14 protein-coding genes and 2 pseudogenes are annotated in these 18573 nt (G+C 56.9%); 7 read left to right on the forward strand and 9 right to left on the reverse strand.

Translation table 11 applies throughout. The features are described from left to right. The first annotated feature begins 64 nt into the window (after positions 1-64). From MID00_RS02345 to MID00_RS02365, 5 genes are all read left to right on the forward strand, one after another. The gene (locus tag MID00_RS02345; protein WP_250756822.1) at positions 65-1093 is read left to right on the forward strand and encodes a tripartite tricarboxylate transporter substrate binding protein; all 1029 of its coding nucleotides are present in this window, start codon (positions 65-67) and stop codon (positions 1091-1093) included. Beyond that, on the forward strand, positions 1090-2697 hold the full coding sequence (locus MID00_RS02350; RefSeq protein ID WP_009457854.1) for a gamma-glutamyltransferase family protein: 1608 nt from the start codon (positions 1090-1092) through the stop codon (positions 2695-2697). Before MID00_RS02345 ends, MID00_RS02350 begins: the two co-directional genes overlap by 4 nt. A gap of 183 nt (positions 2698-2880) precedes the next feature. Next, complete coding sequence (locus MID00_RS02355) at positions 2881-3354, forward strand: hypothetical protein (protein WP_250756821.1); 474 nt, start codon at positions 2881-2883, stop codon at positions 3352-3354. A gap of 184 nt (positions 3355-3538) precedes the next feature. Then, on the forward strand, positions 3539-5383 hold the full coding sequence (locus MID00_RS02360; RefSeq protein WP_254499617.1) for an ABC transporter ATP-binding protein: 1845 nt from the start codon (positions 3539-3541) through the stop codon (positions 5381-5383). 132 nt (positions 5384-5515) lie between these two features. Then, positions 5516-6280 carry a glucosamine-6-phosphate deaminase gene (locus MID00_RS02365; protein ID WP_254499618.1) on the forward strand — a complete coding sequence of 255 codons (765 nt, stop codon included), beginning with the start codon at positions 5516-5518 and terminating at the stop codon, positions 6278-6280. Here the strand turns inward: MID00_RS02365 and MID00_RS02370 are convergent. From MID00_RS02370 to MID00_RS02405, 9 genes and pseudogenes are all read right to left on the reverse strand, one after another. Next, a complete protein-coding gene (locus MID00_RS02370) occupies positions 6233-7633 on the reverse strand; it encodes an efflux transporter outer membrane subunit (RefSeq protein ID WP_254499619.1) in 1401 nt (466 codons plus the stop codon). The two genes, MID00_RS02365 and MID00_RS02370, sit on opposite strands and share 48 nt — an antisense overlap. A 32-nt stretch (positions 7634-7665) precedes the next feature. Continuing rightward, entirely contained in the window at positions 7666-9624 is a 1959-nt protein-coding gene (locus MID00_RS02375) for an ABC transporter permease (protein WP_254499620.1), read from the reverse strand. After that, positions 9618-10796 carry an efflux RND transporter periplasmic adaptor subunit gene (locus MID00_RS02380; protein WP_254499621.1) on the reverse strand — a complete coding sequence of 393 codons (1179 nt, stop codon included), beginning with the start codon at positions 10794-10796 and terminating at the stop codon, positions 9618-9620. Before MID00_RS02380 ends, MID00_RS02375 begins: the two co-directional genes overlap by 7 nt. A 340-nt stretch (positions 10797-11136) precedes the next feature. After that, the gene (locus MID00_RS02385) at positions 11137-13332 is read right to left on the reverse strand and encodes a TonB-dependent siderophore receptor (RefSeq protein ID WP_250756816.1); all 2196 of its coding nucleotides are present in this window, start codon (positions 13330-13332) and stop codon (positions 11137-11139) included. A 12-nt stretch (positions 13333-13344) separates the two neighbouring features. After that, on the reverse strand, positions 13345-14457 hold the full coding sequence (locus tag MID00_RS02390; RefSeq protein WP_115634125.1) for a YncE family protein: 1113 nt from the start codon (positions 14455-14457) through the stop codon (positions 13345-13347). Positions 14458-15019: 562 nt separating this feature from the next. Next, positions 15020-15841 (reverse strand): Abi family protein, encoded by an 822-nt coding sequence (locus MID00_RS02395; RefSeq protein ID WP_164878368.1) that lies wholly within the window; start codon positions 15839-15841, stop codon positions 15020-15022. 307 nt (positions 15842-16148) lie between these two features. Continuing rightward, positions 16149-16304 (reverse strand): annotated as a pseudogene (locus MID00_RS02400) (DUF2274 domain-containing protein); the annotation flags it as partial. Next, positions 16282-16461: pseudogene (locus tag MID00_RS20645) on the reverse strand (hypothetical protein); the annotation flags it as partial. The pseudogenes MID00_RS02400 and MID00_RS20645, both read right to left, overlap by 23 nt. 281 nt (positions 16462-16742) lie before the next feature. After that, positions 16743-17615 (reverse strand): MBL fold metallo-hydrolase, encoded by an 873-nt coding sequence (locus tag MID00_RS02405; RefSeq protein WP_118994249.1) that lies wholly within the window; start codon positions 17613-17615, stop codon positions 16743-16745. A 75-nt stretch (positions 17616-17690) separates the two neighbouring features. Here MID00_RS02405 and MID00_RS02410 point away from each other — a divergent pair, with 75 nt between their 5' ends. Next, positions 17691-18002, forward strand: coding sequence for a helix-turn-helix transcriptional regulator (locus MID00_RS02410; RefSeq protein ID WP_118994248.1), 312 nt, complete (start codon positions 17691-17693; stop codon positions 18000-18002). A gap of 25 nt (positions 18003-18027) precedes the next feature. Beyond that, on the forward strand, positions 18028-18552 hold the full coding sequence (locus MID00_RS02415) for a rhodanese family protein (protein WP_118994247.1): 525 nt from the start codon (positions 18028-18030) through the stop codon (positions 18550-18552). Positions 18553-18573 lie beyond the last annotated feature (21 nt).

Here is an 18573-nt window from a genome sequence, read left to right on the forward strand (position 1 = left end):
TGCTTATTTGTTGCTGGTTCGGCATCATCGCCTTTCCTATCATCTCTTGATTGAGGAGATAGCCATGACAAGACCCAGCAACGCCGCAAGCAACGCGCAGCCCCCATCGACCCGTCGCCCCTGGCGGCGTCTTGCCCAAACCTTATTAGGTGCTGTTCTGGCCGTCAGCAGCGTGGCGGCCCATGCCAGCGATTGGCCTGATCGTCCCATTCGCCTGATCGTACCCTTCCCCACTGGCGGTGCCACCGACGTCATCAGCCGCCTGATTGCCGAAAGCGCGGCCAAAGCGATGAACGCCAACATCATTGTGGACAACCGCACGGGCGCGGGCGGCACAATTGGTTCAGGCGAAGTCGCTCGCAGCAAGCCCGATGGCTACACCCTCCTGTTCACCACCAGCAGCACCCACGCGATTGCTCCGCACCTGTACAAGTCCCTGCCCTACGATGCAGAAAAAGACTTCACCCCTATCGCTCACTTGGGCGATGCCGCCAGCGTCCTGCTGGTGAACCCGTCCGTACCCGTACAAACGCTGCCAGAGCTGATTGACTACGCTCGCGCCCATCCTGATGAGTTGAACTACGCCAGCAGTGGCAATGGCACCATCGTGCACCTGGGCACCGAAGCCTTTTTGAATCAGGCCAATATCGTCATGTCCCACGTTCCATACCGCGGAACCGGTCAGGCCATTAACGATATGCTGGGCGGCTCCATTCATGTTTTACTGGACGCCATCCCCACCGGGATGCCCTATGTGAACAGCGGCCAGTTGCGCGCCCTGGCGGTAACCGGCCAGCAGCGCTCGCCGCTGGCACCCGATTTGCCCACCTTTCAGGAGTCCGGCCTGCCGGGCTATGAGTCGGTGACCTGGTTTGGCCTGTACGCCCCCGCAGGCTTGCCCGACGAAATTCGTGACAAGGCTTATGAGGCTTTTTCACATGCCGTTCAGGACCCCAAAGTACGCTCGCGCCTGCAAACATTGGGCGTGGACCAACCCCGCAGCACCAGCCGAGAAGAGTTTATCTCTCTGGTCCGCGAGGACAGCGCACGCTGGCAAGGCCTGATCCAACTGACTGGAATACAGATTCAATGAACAAGACTGACACCTGTCTGGACTGGAACAACCCCTACCCGTCCGCCCGCTCTGCGGTACTTGGCCAGAACATGGTCAGCACCTCCCACCCCTTGGCCGCGCAAGCGGGCCTGCGCATGTTGCAGGCTGGTGGCAATGCCGTCGATGCCGCCCTGGCGGCCGCCATCACACTGACTGTGGTCGAACCCACGGGTTGCGGGATAGGCAGTGATGCCTTTGCCATCGTCTGGGACGGCAAAGAACTGCATGGCTTGAACGCCTCCGGGCGCTCTCCCCGTGGCTGGTCGCCGGATCGTTTCAAAGGTCACGATGCCATCCCCGACAAGGGTTGGGAAAGTGTCTCCGTTCCCGGTGCGGTCTCTGCCTGGGCCGAGCTATCCAGCAAGCTGGGCCGTCTGAGTCTGGAGCAAGTGGCCGCCCCCGCGATTCATTACGCCCGAGAAGGCTTCCCGGTCTCGCCCGTAATCGCGCGCTTGTGGGAGCTAGGCCGTCAGCGTCTGGGCGATCAACCCGGTTTTGCCGAAGCCTTTTTACGTGATGGCAAAGCCCCTGTCGCTGGCCAGTGGTATCAGAACCAGGACCAGGCCAATACGCTGGAACGCATTGCGGCCACCCAGGGTCAGGACTTCTACACCGGCGAGCTGGCCAAACGCATTGCCGACTTCTCCCGCCAGCATGGCGGCGCCATGGACGAGCAGGATCTGGCCGAGCACCGCGCGAACTGGTGCGGCACCATCAGCCATCCTTTTGCCCAGTCCGTGATTCACGAAATCCCGCCCAATGGACAAGGTCTGGCGGCCTTGATGGCCTTGGGCATCATGGAACAAGCTGGTGTGGGCCAGCAGCCGCTGGACCATATCGACACGGTGCATTTGAGCATTGAAGCCATGAAGCTGGCTTTTGCCGATCTGTACGAGCACCACGCAGATCTGGAGCACATGATTCATCATCCCGAGCATTTGCTGGACCCGGCCTATCTGCGCGAGCGCGCCGCCCTGATTCAGATGGACAAGGCAGGCGACCCCAAGCACGGCCTGCCTGGCCCCTCCGGCACGGTCTATGTCACCGCCGCCGACTCCAGCGGCATGATGGTGTCCCTGATCCAGTCCAACTACATGGGTTTTGGTTCCGGCGTGGTCGTTCCCGGCACCGGCATCAGCATGCAGAACCGTGGTCATGGCTTTACCCTGCGCCCCGGTCATGTGAATGAAGTGGCCGGTGGCAAGCGCCCTTCGCACACCATTATTCCGGCCTTTGCCATGAATGCCGATGGCACCCCTCAAATGTCTTTTGGTGTGATGGGTGGCCCATTCCAGTCGCAAGGCCATATGCAAATGGCACTGCGTGTTCTGCTGTACGGTCAGAACCCGCAGGCCGCTGCCGATGCCCCACGCTGGCGCGTGACGGGTGGCCGTGGGGTGGCAGTAGAACCCACTTTCGATCCGGCGCTGGTTCAGGCCTTGCGCGAGCGCGGTCATGAAGTCGTCGTTGAACCCGGCAGCGGTGTGTTCGCCTTTGGCGGTGCACAACTGATTCTGCGTCAGGGCAATCATTACGTGGGCGGCTCCGACCCACGTAAAGATGGTCAGGTGGTGGCTTACTAGTTAGTAACACCCTCCACCCCCTAGGGCTGACTATACGTCAGCCCTATCTAATTAAAGGTTATCAAGTGAACAGATAACAGCTAAAAATCTAATATTTCCCACGCCTTCTCGAATGCAAAAAAAATAATTTTAATTACAATAAGAATTAAAAACCAGTTCCTGAAATCAAATAGGAGGCAATCCATGTCAGCAAAAGAAGATTTACTTAAATCTCTCTCCGATAATGATAAATCTGGTGGTGTCGATAAAATTCATAAAGCTCTAGTCGACTCAGGGCTAAAATTTAAAGGCCCTAGAAACAGCAATACATTGCTCTACTACTATCGCCATGGGAATAGTGAAATTGGTGTTGCAGCAATGCGAGATTCTCCAACAACACTTTTATCACTCCCTAAAAATTTCTGGGAAAATAACAAAAAATTAGAAGTTGCAATTAAAAAAGCCCATACTTTCCATATAAGCCCAACTGGCCCTATATCCTCGAGCCAATACTCAAGCGCACAATTTCAAATAACAGCTACTAGCATCAACACGCTAATCTCGATTATCAATGAGATAATCATCCCTGAAGCTCTTGCTGCAGGAGCAAAACTTCAGAATACAGCGGCTAGTCTCATCCGAGGCTCGACACTCTCAAACAACCTTCGTCCGAAGTAAAAAACCTATTTATCAGTCTATTTGACGCTCCTACAACACAAAGACTGTGTTTTTATCAGGTTTTCTTCAGCCAGACAGAATGACTGCTGTACCATCAAAAATTGCCGCTTCATACCCCGGAAGCGGTTTTCTATTTGTCTAAACGGCCCTGTCATCCAGAGGGCCGTACGCTGGAGCCCATTCGGTGCTGTCATTCTTTGAACGTCGATTAGATCCCTATCCCGAACAACACGTCGCCCCTCCTCCCAAAGGATTTTTCCCCTTCATCTGGGCCTGTACGAAAAATTCACGCGGCTGGATTGGCCTGATGACCGTAACCTCGATTGGCCTGTCGGCCTACGAGGCCATGCTGTTTGCCCTGCTCAGCTATATCGTGGACTGGCTGCCCTCGATTGAACCTGCCCAGTTCTGGAGCCAGCAGGGTGGCACGCTGTTGACCATTGCCGCTGTTCTGCTGGGCAGCGTCGTGCTGATCAGCCTGCATACGCTGGTCATGCACCAGGTGCTGGCCATCAACTTCCCCATGCGCCTGCGTTGGCTGTTTCACAAGCTGATGCTGAATCAGAGCATGTCCTTTTACGCGGACGAGTTTGCTGGTCGCATCACCACCAAGATCATGCAAACCGCTCTGGCGGTGCGTGAAACGCTGTTCATGGCCGTGGAAGTGGTCGTGGGCATGAGCGCCTACCTGATCGGTATTCTGATTCTGGCGGGCAGCTTTGACCGCCTGCTGATCCTGCCCTTCCTGCTCTGGCTGGTAGGCTACGCTTTGGCCTGCGTGTACTTTGTGCCCCGTCTGGGCAAAGTCGGGGCTGAACAGGCCGACGCCCGTGCGCTGATGACGGGCCGTATTACCGACGCCTACACCAATATCAACACGGTCAAGCTGTTTGCCCACACACGCCGTGAAGCAGACCATGCCAAGAACGCGATGCGCCGCTTCCAGGAAACCGGCCATGCCCAGATGCGTCTGATCAGCATGTTTGAAGTGACCAACCATGTGCTGGCTACTGTCTTGCTGATCAGTTCGGCAGGCCTGGCCTTGTACTTGTGGTCGATTGATCAATCCACAGCCGGTGTAGTGGCGGCCGTCATTGCCATGGCACTGCGCCTGTCCGGCCATTCCCATTGGCTGATGTGGGAGCTGACCAATCTATTCGAGAACGTAGGCACGATTCAGGACGGCATCAATACCTTGACGCAAAAACCCACGGTGGTAGATGCTCCCGATGCCAAGCCCCTGCAAATCGAGCAAGGTCGCATCGAATTCCAGGACGTGAGCTTTGCCTACCGCGATAAAAGCCGTCAGGTGATCGACAAGCTCAATCTGGTGATCAAACCGGGCGAGCGCGTTGGTCTGATTGGCCGTTCTGGCGCGGGCAAATCCACGCTGGTCAACTTGCTGCTGCGTTTCCATGATGTGGATAGCGGCACCATTCGCATTGATGGCCAGGACATTGCCCACGTCACGCAAGACAGTTTGCGTGCCGCCATTGGCATGGTGACGCAGGATACCTCCTTGCTGCACCGTTCCATGCGCGACAACATTCTGTATGGCCGCCCGGATGCCAACGACGAGCTGCTGCATATGGCGGTAGAGCGTGCCGCTGCTGCCGACTTCATCCCGCAACTGCATGACCGCCAGGGCCGTGAGGGCCTGGAGGCGCATGTGGGCGAGCGCGGTGTGAAACTGTCTGGCGGCCAGCGTCAGCGTGTGGCAATTGCCCGCGTCATGCTGAAAGACGCCCCCATCCTGTTACTGGATGAAGCCACCAGCGCGCTGGACTCCGAAGTGGAAGCCGCCATCCAGGAAAGCCTCAACACCCTGATGCACGGCAAGACGGTAATTGCCATTGCCCACCGTCTGTCCACCATTGCGGCACTGGACCGCTTGATTGTGCTGGATCAGGGCCGCATCATCGAGCAAGGCAGCCACCAGGAATTGCTGGAACAAGGTGGTTTGTATGCTCGTTTGTGGGCACGTCAAAGTGGTGGCTTCCTGGGAGAGACTGGCAAACAAGATAGTTAAAACGTGTCACTTGCTTGCAAAAAAAAACTGACGTTACATCTTTGTCCCATTAGAATTTCGAAAGATCAAACTTCGCCGTGCTTGCGGCGAAGTTTTTTTTCAACTTATTCAGCCCATACATAGAACAAGATTATGTTTTTAGTCTTCCCCGATTCCGCCGCCATTGCGGCACACCTGAGCGCCCGTCTTCAGGAAATTATTCGTCAGGATCCACAAGCGACTCTGGGTCTGGCAACCGGGGGGACCATGGAACCCGTCTACGCCCGTTTCGTACAGGACGTACGTGCCAATGGGCTGGATGTCTCCAAGATCAACAGCTTCAATCTGGATGAGTATGTGGGTCTGGCGGCAGAGCACGAGCAAAGTTACGCCTACTACATGCGCCAGCACCTGTTCGGCCAACTGCCTTTTGAGGCTGCCCGTTTGCGTCTGCCCAATGGCCTGACCCAAGAGCTGGAGCAGCACTGCCAGGACTACTCCGCCGCGATTGCGGCCAGTGGGGGTGTCGCCTTGCAATTGCTGGGCGTAGGCACCAACGGCCACATCGGCTTTAACGAACCGGGCACCCCTTTTGACAGCCGCACCCATGTGGTGGCCCTGTCCGAGCGCACCCGTATCGACAACAGCCGCTTTTTTGACTCCATGGACGAAGTGCCTGCATCGGCCATCACCATGGGGATTGCCGATATTCTGAGCGCCCGTGAAATTGCCCTGGTGGTCACCGGCGAGCACAAGGCTCGCACCATGCTCAATTATCAGGAAGGCGGTGTCACGCCCGAGCTGCCTTTCACAGCCTTGAAGCAGCACGCCAACACCCACATCCTGCTGGATGAGGCGGCTGCCAGCCTGCTAGACCCCAGCCTCTGCCACCGTCCCCTGATCAGCCAGGCTGCCTGAGCCAGCTTGCCAGCCCCCGCCCAGCGCTCGGAAGAGCGCCGCGCGGGACTGCAAACGCGCCTGCATCAAACTGACGCGCACATCCTGAACGGCGTACAAGGTACGCTGCGCATCCAGTAAAGACAGCAAGGTTTCCGAGCCAGAGCGATAACGTGCTTCGGCCAGTTGAAACGCCAGCCTGGCTTGCTCCCACTCCAGCTCCATAGTCTGCGCCTGGGCATCAAGGCTATGCAGTTGTGCCAGCACGCCTTCCACATCCATATAAGCTTGCACAATGGTCTGCCGATACTGCGCCAGCCATTCCTGCAAACGGGCGTCGCTCAAATCCTTCCCCGCCTCCAGACGACCGGCATTGAAGATAGGCGCCACCAGCCCGCTGATCAGGCTGTAGACCGGATGGCGCAAGCTTTCTTCCCAATGATTGCCCGATGCCCCTGCCCGCGCCCCCAAGGTCAGGCTGGGATACATGGCAGCGCGCGCCACATGCACATCGGCATGAGCCGCTGACAACTGGGCCTCGATGCGCGCAATATCAGGGCGCTGCGACAAGATCTGTGAAGGCAGACCTGCTTCCAGCTCCGGCACCTGCAAGCTGGCAATATCCTCCTGCGGCTCGGGCATGATTTCAGTACGGCCCAACAAGGTCGCCAGCTCCACCCGCGTGCGAATGGCCTGTTCTTCAATCACAAACAATTTGCGCTGTTGCGAAGCCAGCAATTGGCGTTGCTGTGCCAGCTCCAAAGGCGAAGCTGCCCCCGCCTGCAAGCGTGCTTCCAGCAGGCTCAACAAGCGTTGCGCAACGGCCAGGTTTTGACGGGCAATGGCCACGCGCTGTTTGTCGCCCAAGGCTTGCAGGCTTAAATGCACCACCTGCGCCTGCACGCTGACACGCAGCACATCCAGCTCGTAATTTGCCGCCTGGGCCAGGAACACGGCACTGTCGGCCTGAGCACGATTGCGTCCCCACACATCCAGCTCGTAGCTCATGAACACACCGGCCACATATTGCGAGCGAGTGTCTCCATGCGAGGAAGAAAACGGCGCATCTCTTTGCGCAGACAGATTGCCCTGCAATTCCGGCAGCAAACTGGCTCCGGCCATGCGTGCCTGAGCCTGCGCCTGCAAGATCCGGGCCTGTGCCTGACGCAGCACCGCCACGTCCTTCAAGGCTTCCTGCATCAGGCTGTTCAAGGCGGGGCTGTTATAAGCACGCCACCACTCCGGCTCTACCTGGGCCAGTACAGGACTGGGTGTCGCCTTGGCTTGCTGTTGATACGCCTGGGGCAGCGTCGGCGGGGTCTTGTCCAGATCAGAGGACAAGGAGCCGCACGCTTGCAGCACAAGCGTGCTCATGGCCCCTGCTATCCATCGGTAATGAGCCATGCTTACTCCCCTGCCAAAGCCTGAACGGGGTCCAGCGCGGCCGCCGTTCGTGCTGGCATATAGCCAAAAACCATGCCCGTCACCACGGCGCAGCCAAAGGCGCCCAAGGCCGCCCGCAAGGAAAACACCACATCCACCCCACCAAAAATCAGGCCGATACCCACCACAGCACCAGCCAGCACGCCCAGGCAGCCGCCTGTAATCGTCAACAAAACCGCCTCGGTCAGAAACTGGCGCATGATGTCACTTTGCCGCGCACCGGTTGCCATGCGTATGCCAATTTCCCGTGTACGTTCACGCACCGTCATCAACATCACATTCATGACACCAATGCCGCCTACCACCAAAGACACGGCGGCAATCAGGCCCAGCATCATGCTCATGGCCTGACGCGTGGACGCTTCAGCCTGCAAGCGAGCCGCCGCATTCCCGATTGAAAAGTCTTCTCGCCCGCCATGACGCTGTGTCAGCAACTGGCGCATGTCTTGTTCCGCCTCCAGAACAGTGGAGCTGTCCTGTGCATCAATCACCACATAGTCGGGCTGCGTCTGGGCCTGATACACACGAGCACGTGCCGCGTGATAAGGCACAAACACCATATCGTCATAGTCCTGTGCGCCCGAATCGGCACCGCGCTCCTGCATCACCCCGATCACCTCAAAAGGTGAATTGCCGATCAGGAGCTGCTGCCCCAACGGCACGTCCATATCGGGGAAGAATTGCTTGGCGGCACGATGTCCCAGCACAACCAGGGGAGCCAGATCCCGGTCCTCGGCATCGGTGTAGTAGCGACCTTGTGCCAGCTGCCAGCGATGAATATCCGGCATGGTTTCATTGGCGGCAAACACATACACCTGGCGGTCCACGCTGCCACGCCGCACGGTAATCGGATCTCCAATCACCGGCATGACACGCCGTATCAATGGCAGCTCGCCAATCGCCTCCAGATCCTCTTCTGTCAGCTGTCCCTTGGCGACCCCATTGGGCGGTGATGAACTGCTCAAGTAAATGATCGTGGTCCCCATCGTGCCCATCTGATCCATGACACGTTGGCGGGCACCTTCACCCACCGCCAGCATCACGATGACCGAGGCCACCCCGATGATCACGCCTAACAAGGTCAAGGCCGTGCGATGACGGTTAATGAACATGCTGCGCAAGGCGCTGCGGGTAGCATCCTTGATCTCCGAAACCCAGGGCGAGCGGCGGTGCTCGGGCGGTGGTAAAGACTGCTCAAGCTTGGGCTCGGTGGCCGTTTCTGGGCGGCTATCCGAGAGGATGCAGCCGTCACGAATTTCAATAATCCGGTCTGCCATCGCCGCGACCTCATGATCGTGCGTAATCAGGATAATGGTGTGACCAGAGTTCGAGAGCTTGCGCAGCAAGGCCATCACTTCTGCACCACTGCGCGAGTCCAGCGCACCCGTGGGTTCGTCGGCCAGAATGACACGGCCACCGTTCATCAAGGCACGAGCAATCGACACCCGCTGCTGCTGGCCGCCGGACAACTGATTGGGCCGGTTATCCAGCTTGTCCGCCAGACCTAGGCTACTGAGTAATTCTGCGGCACGTGCCGCACGCGCGCCCTCATCCATTCCCGCGTAAATGGCAGGCATCTGGACATTTTCACTGGCGCTTTCAGTCGGAATCAGGTGATAGCCCTGAAAGACAAAACCAAAGGTCTCACGGCGCAACTGGGCCAGTTCATCAGGACTGAGCTGCGCGACATCCCGACCTTGAAAAAGATAGGTGCCGCTGCTGGGTTTATCCAGACAACCCAGCAGATTCATCAGCGTCGATTTACCGGACCCCGAGGCCCCCACAATCGCCACAAACTCACCCGGCTCAATACTCAAGCTGACATCGAACAGAACCTGCACAGGAGGCTTAGTGCTGGGCGGGCCGCCATAGATACGGTTAATGTCCCGCAGCTCAATCAAAGGAGGTGCAGCCCCTACCATTGCAGCCACCGCCAGCCACGCTCAGGAGTGAGCACCGCCAGAACAACGTGCTCCCCTTTAGCCAGCCCGTTCACGACTTGTACCTGGTGACGATTGCGCACTCCCAGGTCGACCGGCTTTTCCTGCACCTTGCCCCGCTCCAGCACCGGCACCGTAAAAGCATCAGGACCACTATCGGGGTCTGGGCGTAAAGCCACCAGGGGTATCAGTAAGGCCTGGTCGGCACGATCAATCTCAAACAGCACCTGCGCCGTCATCTGCGGCATCAATTCGCCGTCTTCATTGGCCACATCACACAGCACCGTATACATGATGGCCTGTGTGGCAGTCGGTGCCGCCGCCGTGCTTTCATCCTGAGTGCTGCCCTCTGGCGCAGGCATGATTTGGCGAACCTTGGCCTGCCATTGACGCGCCCGCGTTTCGCCCTGCTCTCCCAGAGTCGTGAAGGTGACGGTCATACCGGGCTTGATACGACGAATATCGGCCTCGGACACGCTGGTCCACACTGTCATGGTGCTCAGGTCTGCAATGCGCAGAATGTTGGGAGTTTGATACGTGGCATTCAGCGTCTGGCCTTCACGCGCCTGCACGCCAATGACCGTGCCACTCATGGGCGCGTAAATGCGCGTATAGCCCAAGCGTGCCTCATCGGCTTTCAGCGTGGCCTGAGTCTGCTCCATCTGCGCTTGCACATGCGCTACCCGAGCCTGCGCAGTCGCCAGATTGGCTTGGGCAATCTGAATATCTTCCTGACGGCTGGCCTGCTGGCGCTCCAGTTGACGCTGGCGAGCCAATTGCTGACGCGCCAATAAAAGCTGAGCCTGCTGCTCGGCCAACTGGGCCCGGAACGCGGCCAAGGAAGCGCGGCCTGCATCGACGGTGGCTTGCTGCACACTGGGATCGATTTCCACCAGCAACTGGCCCTGCTCAAGCTGATCGCCCGGCGCAACCGGCAAAGCCGTAATCTGCCCGGACACCTGCGCACCCACGTCCACATAGCGGCTGGGCTTCAAAGTTCCCACCGCAGCAACGGTAGCGCGTATATCACTTTGCTCCACGGCCACCGTTTCAAACTGCTCTGAAGAACGCCCGGCCTGTGCGGCAAGCGCCCCCAGCACCAGCACCGCCACCAGGGCCAACGCCCAGCGGCGCTTTACTGCATTGGACTTCATAACTAATCCCAAAAAACCGTAGATCTGCACCCGCCGTATCATGCGCGGCAGGTGATCAAAAAAACAAAAGTGGTCAAGAAGGCAGGTACTTGCTTAGACCAAAACCGGCTCCACGCTACTTAGCAGACAAGGAGGTTCCCACCTAAACGGTGCATTCAAGCGGACAGGGCAAGAGGTCCTTTTTCAGGCCTTCCTTATAAAGACGTTTGAGAGCCCACTTTCCGGACATTTATTTTGTAAAAGTTATAGCGATGGGCTTGAGATAAGGGCGTCAAACATTTGCTGGACGCCCTATGTGGTGGAGAACAGGCAGGACTGTGCCCCCTGCCCGGTCCTTTCCTTAAAACTCCGCCGAGACACTCAGCATGAACGTGCGTGGCTGCGACAAGACCAGATAGCCATTATTGGGATAGCCACCGACCGAAGCCCAATACGCCGTATCGGCCACATTCTCGACACTGGCCCTGAACGTCATGGGCACACCGGAAATCTTGCGCTGATAGCTGGCCCCCAGATCCCAACGCACCCAACCTGGCACACGGATCGCATTGGCCGAATCCGCGTAACGGGCACCGGTTGCCAGCAACTGCGTATCCAGCGACAAGCCTGTCACCTGCGGCACATCCCAGGTTAGGCCCAGACTGCCTTGCCAACGCGGCACGCCAATCACGCGCTGACCTTCGCTCAGCGGGTCACCCGTGTTTTTCTGCTTGGTGTCCAAGGCGGTCACCCCACCCAGAATGCGCAGGGAGTCCGTCAACTGGCCGTAGAAGCTCAGCTCCAACCCGTTATGGCGATCCTTGCCCGCTTCCACAAAGCGTAGATCGTCGTTCACCACACCACGCGGTTTGGTCGTGGTAAAGAAGGTCAGCCCGCCCCCCAAGGAACCGTTGTCGTACTTGATTCCCAGCTCTTTTTGCTGGGCCACAAAGGCCGACAAGCGCTGCCCGGCGTTTTGAACCGGCTGATTGTTAAAGCGAGTCGGTGCCAGATCGCCTTGCGCCAGGCTTTCCGTGTAGTTGCCGTACAAAGCCCATTCATCAGTCAGCTTGAACACCACACCCGCAGCAGGGCTGGTGTGCTGCTGACGATCTTTACGCTGCAAGGCCTGGGTGCCATAGTCATAGCTGCGCGTTTCCATGATTTGATGGCGCAGCCCCAACATGACTTCCAGCCTGTCGTCCCAGAGATACATCAGATCGCCCAGGGTATAACTGGTCAGTTTGGTGCGTCCCACCAAAGCGGGTGAACCCAAATCTCCCCCGGTATAAGCGAAGGGTGACAAGGCGTGATTCACAGGATCATAAAGATTACTTTCCTGCACGCTACCCATAGCCCAGGCATTTTTCTCTTTGTGGTCATACAAAGAAGCAGCAGCGACCAGCTCATGCAACACAGGCCCGGTCTCAAAACTGGCTCGCAAACCCAACTCGCCTGTTTTCACGTCATCACGTCGGGAATTGTTGAAACGCGAGAAGGTGGTTTTTCCAGAAACGGCATCCGTTACCGTCTGAGTCGCAAGCTGATTTTTTTCCTTGCCATCTTTCATACCGAAAGCAGCCCACAGGGTCATGGAATCATTCAGATCATATTCCCCGCGTACCGTCCCAAAAATGGTTTTCTCATTAGAGTAGGTCCAGGGCTGGGCGAAATTGCGCGTGTGCGAAGGCAAGCCCGGCAAAGCGGACAAGCCCGCCTTTAAAGCCACATTAGGCCGGACTTCACGCAGCTTATGTTCTTGATAGCCCAAGTCCGCCGACAAACGTACACGCTCACCACGCCAATCCACCCCTACTGTGTACAGGTCCAGACTGGTGTGCTCATTGTCGACCGCCGTATCACCACTGCGTTTGATGGCATTGATGCGAATGCCTGCCGCATCATCGGCAAAACGACGCGCAATATCCGCCTTGATCTGGCTTTGCCCGCCACTACCATAACCTGCACCGACCTTGGTCAGCGGGCTCTCGCCAGCCCGTTTGGGCAGCACATTGATCGTGCCCCCAATACCACCGCCGGAAGGCGCGGCACCGTACAGAAAGCCACCTGCGCCATGCAGCACTTCAATACGCTCGGCCAGTTCGGCAGCCGTCGCTTGCCGGGGCAGCAAACCAAACAAACCGTTGTAGGCAATATCATCGGACGCCGTCAAAAAGCCCCGAATGAAAAAACTTTCCTGAAAATTGCCAAAACCACGGGCCACGCGCACGGAAGGATCATGGCGCACCACATCGGCTACGGTCGACGCCTGCAATTGCTCGATATAGCGGCTGGTGTAGCTATTGACGCTGAAAGGCGAGTCCATGTTTTCAAGAGAACCCAATATCCCCACTCGCCCGCCGCTGGCGACCTGACCGCCCGCATACTCCGGCAACAAGCCCTGACGCGACGCATCCGCACTGGCATTAACGGTAATGGTGGACAACTCCTGCGGCTGGGCAACATCCCTCTGGTCTTGCGCCTGAGCCTGACAATGAAGAGCAAACAGAGACAGGACGAGAGAGCGTCCCAGGCAAGGCTTGAATAAGCTGGTCATCACGATTACCTATCAAGCCTTGATGTTCTTCAGGTCAATACGCACCACACTTTCGCGCTTGCTGGCTTTGTACTGCGGAGTGGAAGGAGCTTTAACGGTGACGTACAACTGGCTATCCGGGCCCAGCTCCAGGCTGTTGGGGTTATCAGGCAAGTTGTATTGCGCCTTGATCGCATAGCTGCCGCCATCCAGCACAGACACTTTGCCTTGCTCGCGGTGAGTCAAATACAGCTCGTCGCGATCAGCGTTATACAAGACATCCATGGCATCCCCCACCGGCAGTTCCTGCAGCAATTTGCCGTTGCGGGCATCCAGCACATACACGGTTTTCTGGTCTTTGGTCTCGGTCACGTACAGACGATTGCGCCTGGAATCCAGCGCAAAATTCAAGAGCAAGGCGGGTTTGGCGCCAGCCGGTTTCCAGCGCTGTTCGATCTTGTTGGTTTGGGTATTGATCACCATCACTTCGCCGTCGCCATTGGCGGCATACAGACGATGCGATCCCGAATCTATCAGCAGACCGGTCACCCATTTTCCTGCGTTTTCAATGGTGTCGATCAGTTCCAGATTACGATCATCCAGCACCCAGATCACGGCCGGCGCACCTACGGCCCCCACATACACACGGCCTTGCTGGGAGTCGTGACGAATCGTGCGCGGCCCCATTTTGGTGTCATCAAAACTGGTATTGCTAAAGCGGACTCGCTCCAGGCTCCCGTCCTCTTTCAGCTCAACTTTGGAGACGGCAGCAGCCAGACTATTGGTGACGTACAGGGTGTCGCCCGACGCGTTCATCGCCAGGCCGAAGTTACTTTCATCGGTATAAATCGTCCCCTTCACATCCAGGGTGATCGGGTCCAATTTATAGATCACACCTCCCCGAACCGAAGGCGCACGCTCTGCCGAGGCCACATACAAGGACTTATCAAACGGGCTGTAAACCGTTTGATAAACCCCGTAAGCCAGATCCTTGCGTAAAGCCCCTTCTGCCGTAATTGACGTCTTTTGCGCCAGCTCCGGCGTCAAGGGCAGCGAGACTGACTCGGACGGCTGGGCATGGGCAAAAGATCCGGCACTTAGCAAAGCGGCAGACAAGACAGACAAAGCAAGGCGACGTGTGAACATTTCAATATCCCGTGTTAGAAATAGAATTGATTATCATTTGTATTATTGCATTAAGCACTTCCATGCTCAAAATCGGGATATCCCTGCACCTTAAGGAGAAACACGCGGGACTAAATCAGCCGCTTCTCTATCCCCCACTTGACTGCCCTCGCTACAATATCGACTCAGCCGCCTTCTGGGCGGCCTTGTTGTTGAATTCCCTGACCTGTACTGCGCTATGACTTCTGCTGCCGATCTGTCCGCCCACACGCCCATGGTGGAGGAGGAGCAGTTGCTGTCGGGGACAGAAAGGCGAAATTATCTTTTATAATCAATTAGTTAATAAAACTACGCCTTACTTGTCTCTGGCTTGATATGGGCATCGATTGGCATGATTTAGCGACTGAATTGTCCCAAATTTGTCCCAAGAATTTGGTCATCAACGTGGAGCATATTCAAGGGTATGCAGGCATACTTTGCAGCGCTTCGCTGAGGTACGCTGTATTGCCCTGCCGTATGGAATGCCTGCTTCTCATATCCGTCGCATAGTGGAGAATTATTGAACGGAAAAATCCGATGCTAATTACAGCCAGCCTGGTCGATTTCCCCAATCTATCGGGAAGCCTATTTCTGCCAAATGCACCTCTGGGTATTTGGCAAACAGGGCTTTCAACTGTTCTGACCATTCCAGCGGTAGGCCTATTTGTCGCAATAGGTAATTGATAACCGTTGCCACGGCATAGAACGATTTTGAATCGGAAAACCGAATGTCTGCCTTACGATAATCTCTGGGAGCAACGCCAAGCGTCACGCGAAGCAGTTGCCCGCTATGAGCCACCATGTTCCGTACAACTGTCAGAGTATGAATCCACGATTCAAATACTTCAGTCGCATCGACATTGAAGCGCCGACTGATTGCTTTGCGATCATCGGGATTCTTCAGCAACTGATAGGTTCTGGACCAAAGCCCAAAGGTTACGCACTCGCATACTGACCAACTGGGCGGAAGATGCGGTTCGCTGTACCGCGAGAAATAATGCTTCACAAATGTCTTGTCGCGGGCTCGATCTACCTCGGCCTCGATCTTCGCCACAAGCTCAGCTGCGCCCTGCCGCCGCCCTTGCCTGAACAAGTTACCATCCAGGAACCAATGCGGAGAATGCTTCAGACTCAGATGGTTTGCCATCACGACCCGCACCGCAATTTCCAGGCGCTCGACGGCAGCCATGGTCAGGGCTCGCAGCTCTCTATCAAACTCGCAGCGGCTGACAATCTGTTCGAACCGATATCCAGCGGGAAAGTTTTTCGTGACTGGATCGACCAGATGATGCCAGTACCCTTTGAGACGATATCCGCCCACGAAACGCATGTAATTACGCGCTTGCCCACGCTTAAAATCATCCACGACCAACCCCTGCCGCTCCAGCTTCTGGAGAAGCTGCTCCGGCGAGGACGCTGGTTTGCTAAATGGAATGCGATTTATTGCCATGGGCGTAATATGGGCGCAAAAAACCCGCCTTTTGCACGTCTGCGTTAGCAGAACCCTACCCGAAGATAGGACGTGTGGCGGGTGTGTTGAGACTATTCTAACCCAACCAGCCCTCCTCACGCAAACGCCGGAAAGGCCGACAGAAACTGGGGCCAAGCCGTTCGCGGCAATGCCTCTGATGCAAACACAACACGACGTCCTCCGCCCTTCGTGAACCCCCGGTCCCCGCCATGAACGCTTCCAGCATGTGTGGAATCAGTGTCACGGCATCGACCGATTCCCCATAGGTTTGTGCGTGCAGCTCTGCGTAGCGGTCTAGATCGGCCTTCAGGCCAGTCAGACACGGGAAGGTTAACTTAACAGTTTCGGTCTTCGGCAGCGGCCCAAGCCGCTGTTTTTTTAGTCGCGCTCATTGTGAACACCCCCTTGTTGAAGAAAAGCGGTTGGTAAGGCCTCAGCACCAGATCACGGTTGACGATGATGTGCACTGGCAACCCTGAGCGGGTGGTCAACGTAGGTTGGATGTTCATGTTGCGAGCCGCTGCTATCGCTCTAGTTTCTGTGGGCGATGTCTGCCTTGCAGCGAGCTCAGTCATGGACGGGCTGACCGCATTTGGACTTAAAACGGTCACCCAAGCAGTTGCGAAGGACTACATCACTGGCACCTCCACGCATTGGAGCTTAACGTCAAGGTCGAGCTTGCTCCGTTGGCGAAGTCAGGTCTGCAATAGCAGTGCCGCTGACTTATGCTACATGTGCCCGCACACGCTCGTCACTTTTCTACCTCACTCGATCACATCCGATGCAGCAAACCGGCCTATGCCTCGGCCAAACTGACGGGGATCTTGAGGTAGCGCACGCCGTTGGATTCAGACTCCGGCAAGCGGCCCGCACGGATGTTGACCTGAATGGAAGGCAGCAGCAGCGTGGGAGCCGGAAGTGTGGCATCGCGAGACTGGCGCATCTCGGTGAATGCCTCGGCGCCCACGCCATCGCGCACATGCACATTGCTCTGGCACTGCTCGGCAACGGTCGATTCCCACGCATACTCGGTGCGCCCCGGAGCCTTGTAGTCGTGGCACATGAACAGACGCGTTTTTGGCGGCAACGCCAGAAGCCGACGAATCGACAGGTACAGCATATATGCGCTACCGCCTGGAAAGTCAGCGCGAGCCGTGCCGTAATCAGGCATGAACAAGGTGTCCCCCACGAACACAGCGTCACCGATACGGTACGACACGCAGGCGGGCGTATGGCCTGGCGTATGCATAACCTCTACGGTCAGCGCACCGATGTGGAAGGTTTCGCCATCGCGAAACAGCCGGTCGAACTCGCTGCCGTCGCAGAAAACATCGTCCAGGTTAAACACTGGACGGAAAATCCGCTGTACGTCGCGAATATGCTCACCGATAGCGACAGGCGCACCTGTACGAGTTTTGAGGTAAGGCGCTGCGCTCAGGTGATCCGCATGCGCATGGGTTTCAAGAATCCATGCAATCTGCAGTTCACGCGCATGGACGGCGGCCAGCATGCGATCAGCAGAGGTGGTGGAAGCCTTGCCGCTGCGGTGGTCGTAATCCAGCACCGGATCAATGATGGCGGCTTGGCGGGTGGATGGGTCAGAAACTAGATAGCTCACCGTATTGGTGGCTTCATCGAAGAAGGACTGAATGTCAGCGGCAGGAAACATAACTTGTCCATCCAGGGGTACGGAGTCTTGAATATATATTAGTTTATGCTAAATTAGAAAAATACGAAATAAATTGTGATTGTGACTATGAAAGACAAGCAGTTCCTACAAGACGGAGCGAAGCAGGCGGCTGCCATGTTACGAACCGTCGGCAATGAGCACCGCCTGTTGACCCTCTGTTTACTGATCGAGCATGGGGAAATGACGGTAGGTGCGCTGCATGAATACGTACCCTTGAGCCAATCCGCGCTGTCCCAGCATCTGGCCAAGATGCGCGAAGAGGGCCTAGTGACGTTCCGCCGAGAGGCACAAACGCTGCATTATCGGATCGACAACCCAAACGTGGCCACCCTCATTGCCACACTCAAGGCTATTTTCTGCCCCTGAACCCGACTGTCCGGAGTCAATTTTCATGTCTTTAAAGCCTATTTCCCCCCAAGCAGCCCGAGACCTTATGAATCACGGCGCAATCCTGATCGACATCCGTGCAGCGAACGAATATGCTCGCGAGCACATCGCCGCCGCACGCCACGTCCCCATGGAAGATCTGAAAAGCTCAGCACCGCTCGACGCCACGGCGGGCCTCATCTTTCACTGCCGTTCCGGCAATCGCACACGTATCAATGCTCAGACACTCAGCGCATGTGCGGCCTGCGAGGCTTATGTACTGGACGGGGGACTCGATGCCTGGAAGAAGGCCGGGCTGCCCGTGGTGACAGATACTTCCCAGCCGATGGAGTTGCAGCGCCAGGTGCAGATTACGGCAGGCTCGCTGGTCCTGTTGGGCGCTGTGCTGGGCGCCACAGTCTCGCCCTGGTTTCATGCGCTGTCGGCAACCATCGGCGCTGGCCTGGTGTTTGCTGGTGTATCTGGATTCTGCGGGATGGCCCGCCTGTTGATGCGTATGCCATGGAATCGTAAGGCTGTGGCCGGCTAGGCTAGATACGTCTGCCTCCAG

It is taken from the genome of Alcaligenes sp. NLF5-7 (assembly GCF_024266725.1).
Classification (GTDB): domain Bacteria; phylum Pseudomonadota; class Gammaproteobacteria; order Burkholderiales; family Burkholderiaceae_B; genus Alcaligenes; species Alcaligenes phenolicus.